The sequence below is a fragment of the Hymenobacter cyanobacteriorum genome (genome assembly GCF_022631375.1).
Lineage (GTDB): Bacteria > Bacteroidota > Bacteroidia > Cytophagales > Hymenobacteraceae > Hymenobacter > Hymenobacter cyanobacteriorum.
Window position 1 is genome coordinate 375,360 of sequence record NZ_JALBGC010000001.1, and the last position, 15,644, is coordinate 391,003.

Genomic DNA, 15,644 nt, shown 5'->3' on the forward strand with positions numbered 1-15,644 from the left:
CTCATGTGAGAAGGTCCTTCGCTCCGCTCAGGATGACAGATTAAACTACGCCTGCCCCAGCCGCCGCCGGCAGCGCCAGAGCACCGTCAGGTCCATGCCGGGCTCGTAGTCTTTGGCATACAGCAACTCTAGGCGGCGCTTGGTGACTTCAGTGAGCGGGGCAGCCGAATTGGCGGCATCGGCCGGCGACACCACGGCGGGCACCGTGCGGGCCGGGCCGGGCGTGTGGCGCAGGCCCACCCAGGTACGCCGGCCCAGCAGCACGGCCGCGCAGTTGCGCAGAAAACCGGTTTTATTGGGCTGCAACCAGATGAGCAGCGGGGCCAGCAGCAGCAGCCCGGCGCTCACGAGCAAGTCAATCAGGCGCTTGGCCCGGGCTTTCTGGGGCTGGTTCAGGTTCAGCTCGATGTCGAGCGTGTAGTAGTCGCCGGGCGCGTCCTTGCTGCTGCTGCCGATGATGTACTGGCTGTCTTCGGGCAGGATTTTGTAGGCCACCGGCGGGTCGGCCGGCAGGCTGAGCATCAGGGCAATAATCTGGCTGGCGGGCAGGTCCTTGCCGCAAAAAATCAGCTCATTCAGCGCGTAGAGGCGGATGATATCGGCTAGCTGGCGCAGTTCGCCCAGTGGTGAGTTGGTGAACTGGTGAATGGGTGAATTTTCTTCTAAAACGGCTTCCTCCCCTACGCTCACGTAGCCTATTACGCGGGCCGACACGTGGGCGGCTTCCAGCAGCTGGCGCACGCGCTGGCTTTCGGCCCCCGAGCCCACAATGGCAATGTTTTTCTGGTGCCGCTCGCTCAGGCGCAGGTTTTTGTACTTGATGAAATGCGCCAGCAGCTGCCGCCCCACCAGCGCCACCACGGCCCACCCGCCGCCCAGAATAATCAGCGCCTTCGAGAAGCGCCAGGCGTCGAGAAAGTTGGAAGCGGCCGAAATCAGCAGCGTGCCCACCGCCACGCCCCGCACAATGCGCGAGGTGCGCGTGGGCTGGTCGTAGCCCCCGCTGAGGTAAGTCGAAGTCAGCCAGACCACGATGTAGGCCGGCACGGCCGCGGCCATGTACTGCGGCGGGTAGTCGCCGGGCACAAACTTGTGGTTGCGCTCCCAGTAGGTTTTCAGGAAGTACATGCCGCCCCAAATCAGGCCGGCATCGAGCAGCAGCGGGGCGGCGCGGCGCAGCAGGCGCTCGGCCACGGCCGCCCCCGCCCGCAGCCAGATGGCCGAGTTTATCAGCAGCGAAAACAGGCCCGCCCGGCCCGGGGCGAAGTGCTTCTGCGCAAAAATCACCATCGCCCGGTAGAACACAAACACGTAGTTCACGCTGGTGCGCTTCGTGCTCTCGCCCTTGTAATGAATGATGCGGGTGCCGGGGAAATAATAGTTCTGCCAGCCGCCCCGCGTGAGGCGGTACGAGAGGTCGATGTCCTCGCCGTACATGAAATAGTCTTCGTCGAGCAGCCCAATCTGGTCGAGCGCGGCCTTGCGCAGCAGCATAAACGCGCCGCTCAGCACCTCCACCTGGTGGGTTTCCTCTTTGTCCAGAAAGCCCAGATGGTAGCGCCCGAACGTGCGCGACTTCGGCATGAGCTTGGCCAGCCCGAACATTTTATAAAACGCCACGGCCGGCGTGGGCAGCGCCCGCTTGCTTTCGGGCAGGAAATGCCCTTGGCCGTCCAGCATTTTCACGCCCAGGCCGCCGCAACCGGGGTGCGCGTCCATAAAATCGCAGCAGGCCCGGAAGGTGTCTTCCTCCACCACGGTGTCGGGGTTCAGCAGCAGTTGGTACTGGCCAGTGGCGCGGCGCAGGGCCTGGTTGTTGGCTTTCGAGAAGCCGGGATTGTCCTGATTCGCAATCAGAATAACTTCCGGAAACCGCGCCCGCACCATGGCCACCGAGCCGTCGGCCGAGTTGTTGTCAACCACAAATACCTCCACCGGCTGCCCCAGCTTCTCCACGGCCCGTCGCACCGAGAGCAGCGCCTGCTCCAGGAAATAGCAGACGTTGTAATTGACAATGATAACGGAGAGCTTCACTTTTTAGCTGTTAGCCATCAGTTGTTAGCTGTTAGCTTTTTTGTGGCGACCGAGCGGCTCCTCGGGAAGTACCGACAAAGCTAAAAGCTAAAAGCTAATGGCTAACAGCTAAAAATGCCATTACGCCTGCCGCAGCCGGTCCACAATGCTGCGGCCCAGCGTAATCTCGTCGGCATACTCCAGCTCGCCGCCCATCGGAATGCCGCGGGCAATGGTGCTGATGTGCACGTTGGGCAAATCGCGCAGTCGGCGCGAGAGGTAGAACGCGGTAGTATCACCCTCCATCGTGGGCGAAATGGCCAGAATCACCTCGCGCAACTCCGAATCCTCGGCCGAAGCGCGGGCCACTAGCGAGTCGATGTGCAGGTCGGACGGTCCCACGCCCTCAATAGGCGAAATCACTCCGCCGAGCACGTGGTACACGCCCTTGTACTGGCCGGTATTCTCAATGGCAATCACGTCGCGCACATCCGACACCACGCACACGAGGCTGTGGTCGCGCAGCTTGTTGGCGCAAATGCCGCACTCCTCGGCATCGGAAATGCTGTGGCAGGTTTTGCAATACGTGATTTCGAAACGCATTTTGGCCAGCGCCTCGGCCAGCGAAGCCGTGGTGTCCATCTCGGCTTTCAGCAGGTGCAGGGCCAGGCGCAGGGCCGTTTTCCGGCCGATGCCGGGCAGGCGCGAGAGCTCGCCCACAGCGTTTTCAATCAGTTTTGAGGGAAACTCCATTCAGATTGGTTAGTTGTCAGTTGTTGGTTGTCAGTTGTTAGCCGCACATTGCCAGTACAACCTGACAACCGACAACTAACAACCGACAACTAGACTACGTCGGCCGAGATGCCGCGGTCGTGAATGGCCGTGCACATGGGCTCCAGCTCTTCGTAGGTGCCCACTTTCACGGCGCACTTGCCTTTGTAGTGGATGAGCAGGGTGCACTGCTCGGCCTGCTCGGGCTGGTGGCCGCACACGTCCATCAGGGTTTTGATGACGTGGTCGAAGGTGTTGATTTCATCGTTGTACACCACCAGGTTGCGCAGTTCCACCGCTTCTTCGAGCAGCAGAACGTCTTCATCGTAGTCAATTTGCGGACGCGTGTTCATAAGGCAAATTTACGCAGGAAACCCCGCGTGGGGCAGCTCCTGATAACCCCGTTGGCGGCGGTTTCGTTTCGTCAGATTCGCCCCAATTTTGCAGCGCCGCGCCAGTTCCGCCGGCTCTGCCCTCCTCTCCCGCTCATGCCCGTTCCGTCCATCGATTTCAAAAAAGCCCTCAAGCGCCTTTCCGAGCCCGAGAAGGAAGCCCTGCTGCTGCGCGCCGTGCGCCGCGACGCCGAGCTCTATGAAACCTTTCGCTTCGAGCTGCTGGCCGACGTGACCCTGGGCCAGATTCAGGAAGAAACCGCCGACCGCATCCACGAGTTGTTCAACGTAGCCGTAACCGGCCGCCTGCTCAACCGTAGCCTCGTGAAGGCCGTGCGCGCCAGCATACAGGAGGCCGCCCGCGCCCGGCGCATCACCAAAAACAAGCAGCTCGAGATTGACCTGCTCATCTACATTCTGCGCCAGTGCATCGACCACTACTCGGGCCAGTTCGACAGCGTGTGGGACGGCTTTTATAACGCCACCGCCCGCCTGGCTGCCCGCCTGCCGCCACTAATCCTCAAATCGTTGCACGAAGACCTGTGGGTCGAATACCAATCGGAGCTAAATGATATCCTGAGCGAGCTACACCGTCGCAAAAAAAGTCATAACCTGAAGTTCGAGCTGCCCCGCACGTTTGAGATTCCCGAATAAAAAAAGCCCGCCGAAACCGGCGGGCTTTTTTTGTTTAGCAGCTAATCAGGCAATTAAGCCTTCTTGGCAATCACGTTGAAGGTCAGGTCGAAGTTGTCGTAGATGGCTTTGTCGCCAATGCTCTCGAAGAACGACTTCGAGCCGTACTTCAGGCCAAACTTGGTGCGGTCGATGGTCACTTTGCCCGAAGCGGCGGCCACACCGTCCTTCACGCCCACTTTGGCGGGGAAGCTGATGCGCTGCGTCACGCCCTTGATAGTCATGTCGCCAGTGATGGTGGCGTTATCGGCATCCTTGGCGGCGCCTTTGATGGGCGTTACGCTCACGATTTTGAAGGTCGAGGTGGGATAAGTAGCTACGCCGAAGAAGTCGTCGCTGCTCATGTGGCCCACGAATTTGCCCTGGCTGTCGGCATCCTTGATGTCGGTGGCCTTCATGGTCTTCATGTCCACGGTCACGGTGCCGCCCACCACAGCGTTGCCTTTCACCAGCAGCTCGCCCGAGCTGAAGTTCATGGTGCCGTTGTGGCCGTGCGTCACGGCTTTGCCTTCCCAGCCCAGGGTGCTCAGCTGCGGCTGCAGGGCGTAGGCGGGGGCGTTGGTGGCCATTTTGGCGCTGTTGTTTTTCTGGGCCGAAGCCACGGGAGCGGCGCCGAGCACGGCAACGGCGAACAGGGCGGGCAGGAGGAATTTTTTCATGGTTGGGGTATTAAAAAGGGTATTCTTGAAAAAAGGGTTGTTGCAAAGGGTAAGCGTGGCGGCCTAGTCGGTATCGCGCATTTTGTCGAGCAAGTCGTTCAGCTGCCGGGCTTCGGCCTCGCTCAGGCTGGCGTGGGCAGCAGCTTGCATCACGCCCGATTCTTCAATCTGGTCGAGCAGGGCCAGGCCGGCCGGGGTAATGCGAATGTCGACGGCCCGGCGATTGGATGGGCAGACGGTGCGCGTGACGAGCTTTTTTTCTTCGAGCCGGTCCACGATGCGCGAGGCGTTGCTGGTTTTGTCCAGCATGCGCTCAATCAGCAGCGCCACCGTGGCGGGCTGCGGGTGCTGGCCGCGCAGAATGCGCAGAATATTGAACTGCGGCGACGTAAGCGCAAACCGCTTGAACGCGCAGGCCTGCCGTAGCTGCAACCAGCCCGACGTGTAAATCAGGTTGATAATGGCCTTTTGGTGTTCATCCTGGAAGTGAGCCTGCTTGATTTCGTCTTCGATACGCATGAGTGATACTGGAATCGGCTGCAAATATATGTACGTACATTTAATGTCGCAACATTGTTCCCGATTTTTTTCTTTTTCCCGGCGTACTTCGGCGGTGCATGGCCAAAACCTCGCCAATTTTCGTAGGCTGGCACATTCACCTCATCCCTACTTATTGCCATGCAACGACTCGGAATATTTTTGCTGGCGGTTGCTTTAGCCACCGCCGCCCCCCGCCTCGCCGCCGCCCAGGATGGCGGTTTCCCGGTGCAAACCACCGCCAGCACCCAGTTTGTGATGCAGAACGGCGAAGTGGTGAAGCGCGACGGTAATCAGATTACGCCACTCAGCCAGAATGTAAAGCTAGCCAGCGGCGTCAAAATCAACTACAAAAACGGCATCGTGGAAATGCCCGCCGACAAGCTCAACGCCAGCGGCAAAAAAATAACCCTGCGCGAGGGCGACTACGTGCGCGCCGACGGCGGTGTAGTATTTGCCACGCCCGGCAGTGCCGCCGCTGCCAAAGGGGCCGCCCCCACCCCGCCCGGCGCCATCTACGAAAAGTACGTGCAGCGCGGCCCCGGCTACGCCGACCCGGCCCAGCGTGTGCCCATGCTCAATAAAAAAATCGAACTGCTGAATCAGAAAATCAGCCTGCTCAGCCAGGGCCGCTCCGACCTGCCCGATACCAAAGCCCTCGACGCGCAGCTGATGGACCTTGATGCCCAACTGAATGCCCCGGTGAAGTAATCCAGCTTACGCCCGCAGTTGCAAGCGCCCTTCGGTTTCGGTCACGAGGCCGAAGGGCTCGTCGCGGATAACCAGGAAGCCGTCGAGGTCGAGCACGTCGACCAACGCGCTGATTTGCAGGGCGGCGGCAATGCCTACGCTGGTTTCCACCATGCAGCCCATCATCGGAATCAGGCCGTGGGCACGGGTGCGCCGCAACAGGTCGATGCCCCGGCGAAAGCCGCCGGCTTTCATCAGCTTCATGTTCACACCGTGAAACTGTTCGGCGATGGCAGCAAAATCGGCCGAGTCGGTTACCGATTCGTCGGCCAGCAGCGGCACGCCCGCGCGGGGCCGCAGGTGGCGGTAGTCGTCGACGCAATCGGCGGGCATGGGCTGTTCGAGCAGGCGCATGTTCAGGCCGGGCAGCGCACGGGCCTGTTCCAGAAACTGCAGCACGCCATCGGCATCGCGCCAGGTTTCGTTGCCATCTATTAACAAGGAATGGCCGGGCAGCAGGCGCGTCACTTCGCGCAGCAAGTCGAGGCCTTCAGTGGCGCTCACCTTCACCTTTAGCAAGTCGAAGCGGGCCGCTTTCTGCTCGCGCAAAAAAGTGGCGACTTCGCCGGGAGCCATAATGGGTAGCGTGAACGCCGTGGGCGCGGGCGTCGGGGCCGGCACGCCCAGATACTGCCATTCCGGCTGCCCCGCCCGGGCCGCCAGCCACTGCACCAGCGCCGACTCGAGCGCGAAGTTGAGCGCATGGGCCACCGGGTGCGCCGCCAGCAGCGCGTCGAGTTCGTCCAGCGTCGCGACTTCGTGCAGGCCGTGCGCCTGCAAGGTGGCAAACTGTTCCTGCAGCAACTCAGGGGTTTCGCCGTAGCGCACGTTGGGCGCGGCCTCGCCCTGGCTGCTGAAACCGTGGCCGGCTATGCGCACCAGCAGGTTGGTTTTGGTGGTGGAGGCGTTGCGGGCGATTTTCCAGACGTACCGCAGCGGCAGTACCAGGGGCGTAATGGACCAGACGGGCATGAGGATGCAGAAAAAGGCAAAGGCTCCACGCGGAGGCGTTGCGTTGCGTGCATACGCGGCCGCGGCCGGAAAGTGACAATGCAAACCTCAACCATTCGCCGAGAAAATACCGGCATTGAACGGCGATGCTTGGCATTCCAACAACTATTGCCTGTCTGCTACTGCCGAAAAGGTGAAAACCCTTCAGCCGATAATACATTTGCAGCGGTGGAATTTACGCTTTTCCGCTAATTAATTTCATTCTCAACTGTTCTGCAAATATGAAATCTCCGTTACTTTCTTCTTTGGTAGTTGCTGCTGGCTTGTTGGTGGCAACGGCTGCCCCAATTAGCGCACAAAAGCGCAATACGCAGGTAGTCAGCGGCTCACTCCCGTGGTTTACGGTGGCCAACAAGCTGATGGTGGTGCAGACGGGTTCCACTACCAAAGTGCTGGAAAAGGACGTAACTCTGCCCAACGGCAGCCGCGTGGAGTATAAAACGCAGTCGGTAGTGCTGGCCAACGGCACGCGGGTGCGCCTGCAGGAAGGCGACCTGCTGAGCCTGAACGGCGAGTTGATTCAGAAGTCGCCGGCTGCCGGCGCCCCGCCGGCCGATGCCACGGCCAGCATTGCGCCCAGCCCCATGCCCACCGTGCTGGCGGCCCCGGCCACCGCGCCCAAGCCCGCCACGCCAACGCCCGCCCCCGCACCAACCGCCACTGCCCCCTATACCGGCACTTTCAGCTACCGGCCCGAAGCGCCGGTGAACGGCAAGCTGCGCGGCGTAGTGGAATTGGGAGCCAGCGGCTTCAACATGTTCATCATTCGCGTCGACGACAAGCGCAACTGGAAGCTGGAGAAATCGGAATTCGGCAACAGCCTGGTGATGGAGAACATGGCTTCGGAGGAGGACGTGCGCACCGGCCTCAAAGCTTACATCGGCAAGATGCTGGACTTCGGCGTGCCCAGCCGCGACATTCATTTCGTGGTGAGCTCGGGCGCCGCCCTGGCCGAAAACACCCACCGCATTGTGAAAGGTCTGGAGGCCCTGAAGTACGTGGTAACGACCGTGACGCCCGAGCGAGAAGGTATTCTGGGCCTGCGCGCCGCCTTGCCAGCCGACTACGCCACCAAAGGTTTTGTGGTAGACATGGGCTCGGCCAACAGCAAGATTTCGTGGTACGCCGCCGGCCAGCCCCGCGTAGAAGACACCTACGGCTCGAAATACTACGAAAAAAACGTGGACGATGCCGCCGTAGCCGCCGCCGTAAAGGCCAAAGCCGCCCAGGTGCCGGCCAAGTTGCGTGGCACCTGCTTCATCATCGGCGGGGTGCCCTACGAGTTGGCCAAGGCCGTGCGCCAGGGCCAGGAGCCTTACACCGTGCTCAAAGCGCCCACCGACTACCCGCAGCTGAGCGGGGCCAAAATCAAGTCGGGCCTGAACATCTACCAGGCCCTGGCCGAAGCCACCGGCTGCCAGCAGTTCGTGTTCGGCTACGACTCCAATTTTACCATCGGCTACCTGTTGTCGCTGTAAGCATTCGCTTAAACTTAGCGGTTCCGAATGCCCCGTGCCATGCGCACGGGGCATTTTTTTGGCTCGTGCCGCGCCCGGCCGACGGCTTCGGTGGCCGGCGCTGGCCGGATAATGCCGTTCTTTAGGGCCGCAATTCATTTTCCCGGTACTCCCACCCCCGCATGTTTAAATCCCGCTTACTCCTGCTTGCCGTTGTTTTGGTTATTCTGGCCGCGTTGCTCACCGTGCTGGGCACCAGCCTGCCGCCGGCCGTGCCGGTTGCTGCCCGCTGGCTGGCGCTGGCCGCCATTGCTGCTGCTGCCGCCCCGCGCCGCTCCCTCACCCTCTGGATTGTGGTGAGCATGCTCGTCGGCATCGAGCTGGGCCACGATGCACCCGGCGTGGCCATGAGCCTGAAAGTGCTCAGCGACGCCTTCCTCCGGCTCGTGAAAACCATCATCGCGCCGCTGGTATTCGCCACGCTGGTCGTCGGCATCGCCGGCCACGCCGACCTGAAACAGGTGGGCCGCATGGGCATTAAAGCCCTGGTTTACTTTGAAATCGTCACCACGTTCGCCCTGTTTATCGGTCTGGCGGCCATCAACCTCACCAAAGCCGGCGTGGGCATCAGCCGCGTGGGCGTGAAGGAAGAGGCCCTGACCGCCGCGCCAACTCAAACGGCGGCCGATATCATCCTGCACATCTTTCCCGAAAACATTGCCAAATCCGTAGCCGAAGGGCAAGTGCTACAGGTGGTCATCTTCGCCATTATCTTCGCTATCGGCCTGGCGCTCACCCCCGAGCGGCCGCGCCGCGTGATGCTGGACTTCTGCGAAAGCCTCTCGGAAGTGATGTTCAAGTTCACCAACGTAGTGATGTATTTCGCGCCGCTGGGTGTGGGCGGGGCCCTGGCCTATACGGTGGGCAAAATGGGCTTCGCGCCCCTATTCAATGCCTTGCAGCTGCTCCTGACGCTGTATGGCGCACTCATCGCCTTCGTGCTGCTGGTGCTGCTGCCGGTGGCGCTGTTTGCGCGCTTGCCGCTGCGCCGCTTCATCGCGGCCGTGGCCGAGCCGGTGAGCATTGCCTTCGCTACCACTTCTTCCGAAGCGGCCCTGCCCCGCGCCATGGAAGCTATGGAGAGCATCGGCGTGCCGCGTCGCATCGTGGCCTTCGTGATGCCCACGGGCTACTCCTTTAACCTCGATGGCACCACGCTCTACCTGTCGCTGGCGGCCGTTTTCGTGGCCCAGGCGGCGGGTGTGCCCCTCTCCTTCGGCCAGCAATTGCTGATGGTGTTTACCCTGATGCTGACCAGCAAGGGCGTGGCCGGCGTGCCCCGCGCCTCGCTCGTGATTCTGCTGGCCACGGTGGCTTCGTTCAACCTGCCGGCCTGGCCGGTATTCATCATCCTGGGCATTGATGCGCTGATGGACATGGCCCGCACGGCCGTGAACGTGCTCGGCAACTGCCTCGCCTCGGCCGTGGTGGCCCGCTGGGAGGGCGAGTTTGTGGACGGTTACGTGGGGCCCGACCCAGCGGCCGAGTAAGCAACTGGCACAATCAAAATTGAACGAAAACGAGGTGCCTGAGGTTAGCCCGGGCACCTTTTTTTTATAAAAAATTCGGGCAAAATGGCCATGATGCCATTTTAATACCGTAATTTAGCCCTAGGAACCCTGCTGCGGGGTTTCCGTATGGATATAAGACAATTTTTGCTTTTCTTCTTTTTATCGGGTTTTTCTATTACCTTCAAGCTATGAAAATTCTTCGTCAAGGGGCGGTACTGGCACTGGTGCCCACGCTGCTGGGAGCAGCCTCCTGCGTTTCGGTAAAAAACCAGATGCGTAGCACGCCCACGGCGGCCATTGCCAACCGCCTGCCCCCGCTGGAAATTCTGGCTGACCAGGGCCCGCTGGCCATGAACGATGGCGCCCTGCCCGAAGACCCGCTCAAATTGTTCCAGCAGGAGTGCCGCATCAACCTGACCGAGCCCACCGACTCGGCCACCTACGGCTACGCCAAGCTGGTGGTGAAAAAGGTGAAAACCCTGCGCACCGGCCGCGGCCTGCAAGGGGCGCAGGTGCTCACCTTCCTGCTGCCCGCCGTGGTAGGCGTGCCGCTGGAGTGGTACAAAACCACCCTGCTTGCCGAAGTGCAGGTGAGCGACGCCGCCGGCAACCTGCTCGGCTCGTACGAGGGCACCGGCACTTCCGAGGTGAAAGTGGCCATGTACCACGGGTACTCGCAAACCGATGCCCCCCGCCTGGCCGACGTCATCGCCCTGCGCGGCGCGATGGCCAAGATTCGCCCGCAGCTTGATACCGCTACGACCCGCCTGCGCCCGCTGCTGATGGCCGGCGGCACCGTCGAAAACCCCACTATTCCGGCGGCTTCGTCGTCGGCTACGGGCGGCCGCTAGGCAATTCTTTCCGGCAGGCTTCGTTTGTGCAGGCCCGCTGCTTTCACCAGCCCCACCGGGGCGCGTGGGGGCGGCGGGCCTTACCTTTGGCACGTGATGGCTCTACTTTTAATTAACCGATTGGTGGCCTGTGCGGGCCTGGCACTGCTGCTGGCGGGCTGCTGCGCCAACAACGTGTGCGACTGCCCCAACGAAGCCCAGGCCGATGCCATTCGCATTGTGTTCGACCGCAGCAAGTTCACGACCGATGACCTCGACACACTGGCCTTGGTGCGCTACCTGCACTACGACATGAAAAACCGGCCCGCCATTCTTCCCAAACCCGAGACGGCCATCATTGTGCGCACTGCGGCCCAACTTGCGGTCAATGATACCCTGATTATCAACAACGCCACGCCCTTCACCCAGCTGGGCAGCGCCCGGCTCGATACGTTCAGCTACGTGCTGCGCTATTACCCGGGCACGAAGCCCCGGGTGCGCGCCGGCAAGCGGCTACTGGTGATTGAACGAGTAAAGCTGAGCGGCAGCTTCGAAGGCGACGGCTGCTGCACCTGCTACTCTAATTCGCGGAAGCTCGTTCAGGTGTGGCCCGACTCTGTTCCAACCCCCACTTTTACCGACCTGAAATCGCGCAAAGCAGTGCTGCCGGTAACGAAGTAGCCGCTCCGGAAGAGTGGAACGTATAACCGGACGGATGCGCTTACTCGCTCCTTTCTTCTGCACGCTTATATGGCAACCGATTCCTCCCTTTCCGCTGCGCCCGCCGTTGTGGCCCCGGCCGCCCCGGTGTTTCCGTTTCGCACCACGCTCAGCCTCGCGCCGCTGGTTGAGTACTGGCAGACGCGTGAGCAGTCGGCCAACGCCGGCATTGCCCTGCTGGCCCAGGCGGTGGGCAGCCAAGTAACCCAGGCCCCCTGGATATTACAGCCCGTGGCTGACCCCAGCCTGCTGGAAAAGCACTGTGATTTGGTGGAAACCCTGATGCTGGCCGTGTTTCCACCGGCTTCGCTGGCCACCGACATCAGCGGCGCAATCGGACCGTTTCAGCGGCGCAGCTTTTTTTCGACCCGGTTGTTCCGCGACATCATGCTGAACAAGGATGGCCTGGTGAAGCAGCCGCTCAATATCGACATGCCGGCCATGGAGCGGCAGCTCGGCCTGATGGCGTACCAACTGGTGCTGCACCGGGTGTACGGGACCGAACTGCCGGCTTTGGGAGCCATTATTTTTACGGTGCCCGACTATAAAATCGGCCTCTACCGCCATTACAGCGTCGAGTTTGATTCCACTTTTGTGCAGGTGCGGGTGCTGGGCGAAGCGCTGCCGTTGAGTGACGAACAGCGCGAAACCTTGCTGCACAGCCGCCACCGGCCCGAAGTGTGGCAGGCCATATTGCCGGCCGAGCATTTTGAGCTGGAAGGCTTCAACGTGCTGCGCCTGACCGATGTGACCGAACAGGAAATTCTGTCGGAACTGAAATATGACTTGCTAGAGCGCGACGTGCTGCAAACGCCGGCGCGCTTCGAGCAGATTCAGGAGAAGCTGCGCGTGCTGTTTGCGCAGCCGGCGCTGCAGCTCGGCATTGCCGCCTACGACGAGAAGAAGAAAGCCTTCATGGACTTCGGGCGCAAAATCAATCACAGCTTCCTCACCAAGCAGGTGCAGACCAAAGCCGCCGACAGCAGCTTCCGGCAGATTTACCATCGGCTTCTCAACAACCGCGAGCCGTTGGTACTCAAGGATGTGGCCAACTCGGACCTGCCCGACGACCTGCGCCAGCAAATTATGAGCCTGGGCATTCGCTCGGCCATTCTGGCGCTGCTGCCTTACGGCAACGACACGGTGGGCCTGCTGGAGCTGGGCACGCCCGACGCGGGCGGCCTCGACGAGTTTGACATGGACACTGTGGCGCAGTTCGTGCCGCTGTTTGCGGTGGCCGTGAAGCGCAACGCCGAAGACCAGCAGACCCGCGTGCAGGCCATTGTGCAGCAAAAGTTTACGGCCATTCACCCCACCATGGAATGGCGCTTTACCGACGCGGCCCGCAACCTGCTGGCCCAGTTCGACGAGGGCAACCGCACGGCCGAAATGGAGCCCATCGTGTTCGAGGACGTGTACCCGCTGCACGGCTCCTGTGACATTCGGGGCAGCAGCACGGTGCGCAACGAAGCCATTCAGGGCGACCTGATGGAGCACCTCACGCTGGCCAACAAAGTGCTGAAAAAAGCTTCGGAATACCAGCAGTTGCCCATTCTGGACGAACTGAAGTTCTACGTCACCAAAAACCTGAAGCGCCTGCGCGAGGGCCTGCTCTCGGGCGACGAGGCCAACATTTACGATTCGCTGAAGCGCGAGGTGGAGCCGCTGTTCGAATACCTGGCCACCCACACGGCCGACCTGCGCCCGGTCATCACCAACTACTGGCAGAACATCGACCCGCGCCTGGGCATTCTCTACAAGCGCCGCAAAGATTTTGAGCTGAGCGTGACCACGCTCAACGATGCCGTGAGCGACTACCTCGACGAGGAAGAGGACAAGGCCCAGCTGATGTTTCCGCACTACTTCCAGCGCTACAAAACCGACGGCGTGGAGTTCAACATCTACGTGGGCAGCACGCTGGTGCAGGACAAGCCTTTCGACCTGGTTTTCCTGAAAAACCTGCGCCTGTGGCAGTTGCTAACGATGGTGGAAATCACGCGCCGCACCGCCGCCCTCAAGCCCACGCTGCCCGTGCCGCTCGATACTACCCAGCTCATCCTCATTCACGGCCAGCCGCTGAGCATCCGCTTCCGGCAGGACGAACGGCAGTTTGACGTGGACGGTGCCTACAACATCCGCTACGAAATCATCAAGAAGCGCATCGACAAAGCCACCGTGCAAGGCACCGGCGAGCGCCTCACCCAGCCCGGCACCATTGCGCTGGTGTACGCCCAAAGCCGTGAGGCCGTGGAGTATTACGAATACATCGACTACCTGCAGGACCGTGGCTTGCTGGCCCCCGGCGTGGAGGAACTGGAGCTGGAGGAACTGCAGGGCGTGAAGGGCCTGCTGGCCCTGCGCGTGCGCGTGCAGTTGTAGCGTGATTCGGTTAAATCACCTCCTCGCCCAGCACCGCTTTCTCCTCTTTCCAGAATAGTTTGAGGCCGGAGCGGAACAGCACCAGCCAGGCCGCGCCCCCGGCGAAACCGGCCAGCACGTCGGTGGCGTAGTGGGCGTGCAGGCACACCCGCGTGAGGCCGATGAGGCCGGCCCAGAGGAGCAGCGGCGCGGCCCAGCCGGGCCGGCCAAAGTGCCGGGCCAGCAGCCAGGCTAGGCAGCCGTAGAAGGTCACTCCCAGCATGGCATGCCCGCTCGGGAAGCTCAGCCCGAAGGTGTGCAACACGGCATTGGCGGGGCGGGGCCGGTTGAAGTAAAGCTTAAGCAACTGATTGAGCAGCACGGCGCCGGCCATTACCAGCACCAGCTCTTTGGCCTCGCGCCGGTGGCCGGCCCGCCGTAGCAGCAGCGGCCCGATGATGCTGGCGGGCAGCAAAAACGGCAGCGAGGCGAAGAACGTGACAAACCGAATGGGGCCGTACAGCCACGGCCAGGCCCGCTGCCAGCCATCCACTGCGTCCGAAGCCCAGGTGTCGAGGGCCATGGAATGGTGCACGAACACTACCCGCACTAGGTAAAAAAACACCGCAAAGGCCACCACGAACAACACGGTCGCGAACACGACCTCCACGGTAAGCAGCCCCGCAAACGCCAGCAGGCGCGACGTAAAACGCTTCATATACCCGAATACGGAACTGGCCGCCGGCTGGTCGATGCTACCCGGGCGCGGCCGGGACTGAAAATAAAAAAGCCAGCCCCGAAGGACTGGCTTTTTCTACGTGCGCTCGGAGAGACTCGAACTCTCACACCTTGCGGAACTGCCGCCTGAAGACAGCGCGTCTACCAATTTCGCCACAAGCGCATGCTGGGCTAAAAAAGCCGTTCGCCTGACGGGTGGCGGCCTTTTGATGCTGCAAAGATACAGTCCTGATTTACGGCTACGCAACCTTTTTGCTAATTTTTTCGCTTGCCGAAGCCGTTTCGGGCTATCGGCAATTGTTTCTCAGTTACTTGCCGGGGCATTTTTTTTCTTCTTCCCCAATTTCGACGTGCGTCCTCCTGCCGCCAGTGTGCCCTTTGCCCCTGCTGATGCTCCTCCCCTCACCGGTTTCGACCGCGTGGCGTGGTTCTACGATGCCTTGGCCGCGCTGGTATTTGGCCCCGCCCTGCGCAATACGCAGCGGGCGGCTCTGGCCGGGCTGCCGGCCGGTGCGCCGCGCGTGCTCATTCTGGGTGGCGGCACGGGCTGGGTACTGGCCGAAGTTTTGCGCCGGAGCCCGGCGGCTACGGTGCTCTACCTCGAGGCCTCGCCGCGCATGCTGGCCCGCGCCCGTGCCAGCCTGAAACCAGGCCAGCAGGCGCAGGTCGAGTTTCGGCACGGCACGCAGGATGCGCTGACGGCGAATGAGACATTTGACGCGGTGCTGACGTTTTTCGTGCTCGACTGCATTGCCGCGCCCGAGCTGCCGGATGCGCTGGACCGGCTGCGGGCGGCCCTGCGGCCCGGCGGGCGCTGGCTGCTGGCCGATTTCCGGCCGGCGCGCCGGGGCTGGCGGCGGTGGCTGCTGGCGGCCATGTTCTGGTTTTTCCGGCTCACCACCCGGCTGCGGGCCCGCGACTTGCCCGACTTTAGCGCCGCGCTGGCGGCCCGGGGGCTGCGGGGCGAGGCAAAAGGGCGGTTCTACGGTAGCGCCACCGAAGCCGTGGTGTTTCAATGAGTAAGCTCCCGGCTTGGATATGCCATATTAGGAGGGTTTTCTAGCAAAACATAATTTTAACGTTCCGCGCCCGTTCTTCTTGGGCAGAAACGGCGGTTGTATTGTAAATTTTCCGCAACTTTACA

At 61.5% G+C, this 15,644-nt stretch carries 15 protein-coding genes and 1 tRNA gene; 8 read left to right on the forward strand and 8 right to left on the reverse strand.

Going from position 1 to position 15,644, the window contains the following annotated elements; genetic code table 11:
- Positions 1-45: 45 nt before the first annotated feature.
- The 3 genes from MON38_RS01730 to MON38_RS01740 all read right to left on the reverse strand — a co-directional run bounded on the left by MON38_RS01730 (position 46) and on the right by MON38_RS01740 (position 3,137).
- Positions 46-2,034 (reverse strand): glycosyltransferase, encoded by a 1,989-nt coding sequence (locus tag MON38_RS01730; protein WP_241934404.1) that lies wholly within the window; start codon positions 2,032-2,034, stop codon positions 46-48.
- A 120-nt stretch (positions 2,035-2,154) separates the two neighbouring features.
- Entirely contained in the window at positions 2,155-2,766 is a 612-nt protein-coding gene (gene recR, locus MON38_RS01735; protein WP_241934405.1) for a recombination mediator RecR, read from the reverse strand.
- 89 nt (positions 2,767-2,855) lie between these two features.
- Positions 2,856-3,137: an ATP-dependent Clp protease adaptor ClpS gene (locus tag MON38_RS01740; RefSeq protein WP_241934406.1), complete on the reverse strand. Its 282-nt coding sequence runs from the start codon at positions 3,135-3,137 to the stop codon at positions 2,856-2,858.
- Positions 3,138-3,272: 135 nt separating this feature from the next.
- Between MON38_RS01740 and MON38_RS01745 the strand changes: the two genes are divergently transcribed.
- Positions 3,273-3,830, forward strand: coding sequence for a hypothetical protein (locus tag MON38_RS01745; RefSeq protein WP_241934407.1), 558 nt, complete (start codon positions 3,273-3,275; stop codon positions 3,828-3,830).
- Positions 3,831-3,883: 53 nt separating this feature from the next.
- On the opposite strand, the gene MON38_RS01750 is transcribed toward MON38_RS01745, so the two are convergent.
- Both MON38_RS01750 and MON38_RS01755 read right to left on the reverse strand, forming a co-directional pair.
- Complete coding sequence (locus MON38_RS01750; RefSeq protein ID WP_241934408.1) at positions 3,884-4,528, reverse strand: YceI family protein; 645 nt, start codon at positions 4,526-4,528, stop codon at positions 3,884-3,886.
- Between the two features lie 63 nt (positions 4,529-4,591).
- The gene (locus MON38_RS01755; RefSeq protein WP_241934409.1) at positions 4,592-5,047 is read right to left on the reverse strand and encodes a MarR family winged helix-turn-helix transcriptional regulator; all 456 of its coding nucleotides are present in this window, start codon (positions 5,045-5,047) and stop codon (positions 4,592-4,594) included.
- A 159-nt stretch (positions 5,048-5,206) separates the two neighbouring features.
- On the opposite strand from MON38_RS01755, the gene MON38_RS01760 reads away from it, so the two are divergent.
- On the forward strand, positions 5,207-5,776 hold the full coding sequence (locus MON38_RS01760) for a DUF6799 domain-containing protein (RefSeq protein WP_241934410.1): 570 nt from the start codon (positions 5,207-5,209) through the stop codon (positions 5,774-5,776).
- Positions 5,777-5,782: 6 nt separating this feature from the next.
- Here the strand turns inward: MON38_RS01760 and MON38_RS01765 are convergent, their stop codons facing one another.
- A complete protein-coding gene (locus MON38_RS01765) occupies positions 5,783-6,787 on the reverse strand; it encodes a dipeptide epimerase (protein WP_241934411.1) in 1,005 nt (334 codons plus the stop codon).
- Positions 6,788-7,047: 260 nt separating this feature from the next.
- Here MON38_RS01765 and MON38_RS01770 point away from each other — a divergent pair, with 260 nt between their 5' ends.
- From MON38_RS01770 to MON38_RS01790, 5 genes are all read left to right on the forward strand, one after another.
- Positions 7,048-8,304, forward strand: a complete 1,257-nt coding sequence (locus MON38_RS01770; protein ID WP_241934412.1) for a DUF6799 domain-containing protein — start codon at positions 7,048-7,050, stop codon at positions 8,302-8,304.
- Between the two features lie 161 nt (positions 8,305-8,465).
- Positions 8,466-9,833: a dicarboxylate/amino acid:cation symporter gene (locus MON38_RS01775; protein ID WP_241934413.1), complete on the forward strand. Its 1,368-nt coding sequence runs from the start codon at positions 8,466-8,468 to the stop codon at positions 9,831-9,833.
- A 209-nt stretch (positions 9,834-10,042) separates the two neighbouring features.
- Positions 10,043-10,705, forward strand: coding sequence for a hypothetical protein (locus MON38_RS01780; RefSeq protein ID WP_241934414.1), 663 nt, complete (start codon positions 10,043-10,045; stop codon positions 10,703-10,705).
- Positions 10,706-10,801: 96 nt separating this feature from the next.
- On the forward strand, positions 10,802-11,365 hold the full coding sequence (locus MON38_RS01785; RefSeq protein ID WP_241934415.1) for a hypothetical protein: 564 nt from the start codon (positions 10,802-10,804) through the stop codon (positions 11,363-11,365).
- 69 nt (positions 11,366-11,434) lie between these two features.
- The gene (locus MON38_RS01790; RefSeq protein WP_241934416.1) at positions 11,435-13,783 is read left to right on the forward strand and encodes a GAF domain-containing protein; all 2,349 of its coding nucleotides are present in this window, start codon (positions 11,435-11,437) and stop codon (positions 13,781-13,783) included.
- Positions 13,784-13,793: 10 nt separating this feature from the next.
- Here MON38_RS01790 and MON38_RS01795 read toward each other — a convergent pair whose 3' ends face one another.
- Both MON38_RS01795 and MON38_RS01800 read right to left on the reverse strand, forming a co-directional pair.
- Positions 13,794-14,480 carry a phosphatase PAP2 family protein gene (locus MON38_RS01795; protein ID WP_241934417.1) on the reverse strand — a complete coding sequence of 229 codons (687 nt, stop codon included), beginning with the start codon at positions 14,478-14,480 and terminating at the stop codon, positions 13,794-13,796.
- A 101-nt stretch (positions 14,481-14,581) separates the two neighbouring features.
- Positions 14,582-14,663, reverse strand: a tRNA-Leu gene (locus MON38_RS01800).
- A gap of 187 nt (positions 14,664-14,850) precedes the next feature.
- Here MON38_RS01800 and MON38_RS01805 point away from each other — a divergent pair.
- Positions 14,851-15,519, forward strand: a complete 669-nt coding sequence (locus MON38_RS01805) for a class I SAM-dependent methyltransferase (protein WP_241934418.1) — start codon at positions 14,851-14,853, stop codon at positions 15,517-15,519.
- Positions 15,520-15,644 lie beyond the last annotated feature (125 nt).

What these genes read in the sequence shown, in the direction of transcription:
- MON38_RS01790 (WP_241934416.1), top strand. Translation starts at nt 11,435, where the DNA reads ATGGCAACCGATTCCTCCCTTTCCGCTGCGCCCGCCGTTGTGGCCCCG.
- MON38_RS01795 (WP_241934417.1), bottom strand. Translation starts at nt 14,480, where the DNA reads ATGAAGCGTTTTACGTCGCGCCTGCTGGCGTTTGCGGGGCTGCTTACC.
- MON38_RS01760 (WP_241934410.1), top strand. Translation starts at nt 5,207, where the DNA reads ATGCAACGACTCGGAATATTTTTGCTGGCGGTTGCTTTAGCCACCGCC.
- MON38_RS01745 (WP_241934407.1), top strand. Translation starts at nt 3,273, where the DNA reads ATGCCCGTTCCGTCCATCGATTTCAAAAAAGCCCTCAAGCGCCTTTCC.
- MON38_RS01775 (WP_241934413.1), top strand. Translation starts at nt 8,466, where the DNA reads ATGTTTAAATCCCGCTTACTCCTGCTTGCCGTTGTTTTGGTTATTCTG.
- recR (WP_241934405.1), bottom strand. Translation starts at nt 2,766, where the DNA reads ATGGAGTTTCCCTCAAAACTGATTGAAAACGCTGTGGGCGAGCTCTCG.
- MON38_RS01740 (WP_241934406.1), bottom strand. Translation starts at nt 3,137, where the DNA reads ATGAACACGCGTCCGCAAATTGACTACGATGAAGACGTTCTGCTGCTC.
- MON38_RS01785 (WP_241934415.1), top strand. Translation starts at nt 10,802, where the DNA reads ATGGCTCTACTTTTAATTAACCGATTGGTGGCCTGTGCGGGCCTGGCA.
- MON38_RS01750 (WP_241934408.1), bottom strand. Translation starts at nt 4,528, where the DNA reads ATGAAAAAATTCCTCCTGCCCGCCCTGTTCGCCGTTGCCGTGCTCGGC.
- MON38_RS01765 (WP_241934411.1), bottom strand. Translation starts at nt 6,787, where the DNA reads ATGCCCGTCTGGTCCATTACGCCCCTGGTACTGCCGCTGCGGTACGTC.
- MON38_RS01780 (WP_241934414.1), top strand. Translation starts at nt 10,043, where the DNA reads ATGAAAATTCTTCGTCAAGGGGCGGTACTGGCACTGGTGCCCACGCTG.
- MON38_RS01755 (WP_241934409.1), bottom strand. Translation starts at nt 5,047, where the DNA reads ATGCGTATCGAAGACGAAATCAAGCAGGCTCACTTCCAGGATGAACAC.
- MON38_RS01770 (WP_241934412.1), top strand. Translation starts at nt 7,048, where the DNA reads ATGAAATCTCCGTTACTTTCTTCTTTGGTAGTTGCTGCTGGCTTGTTG.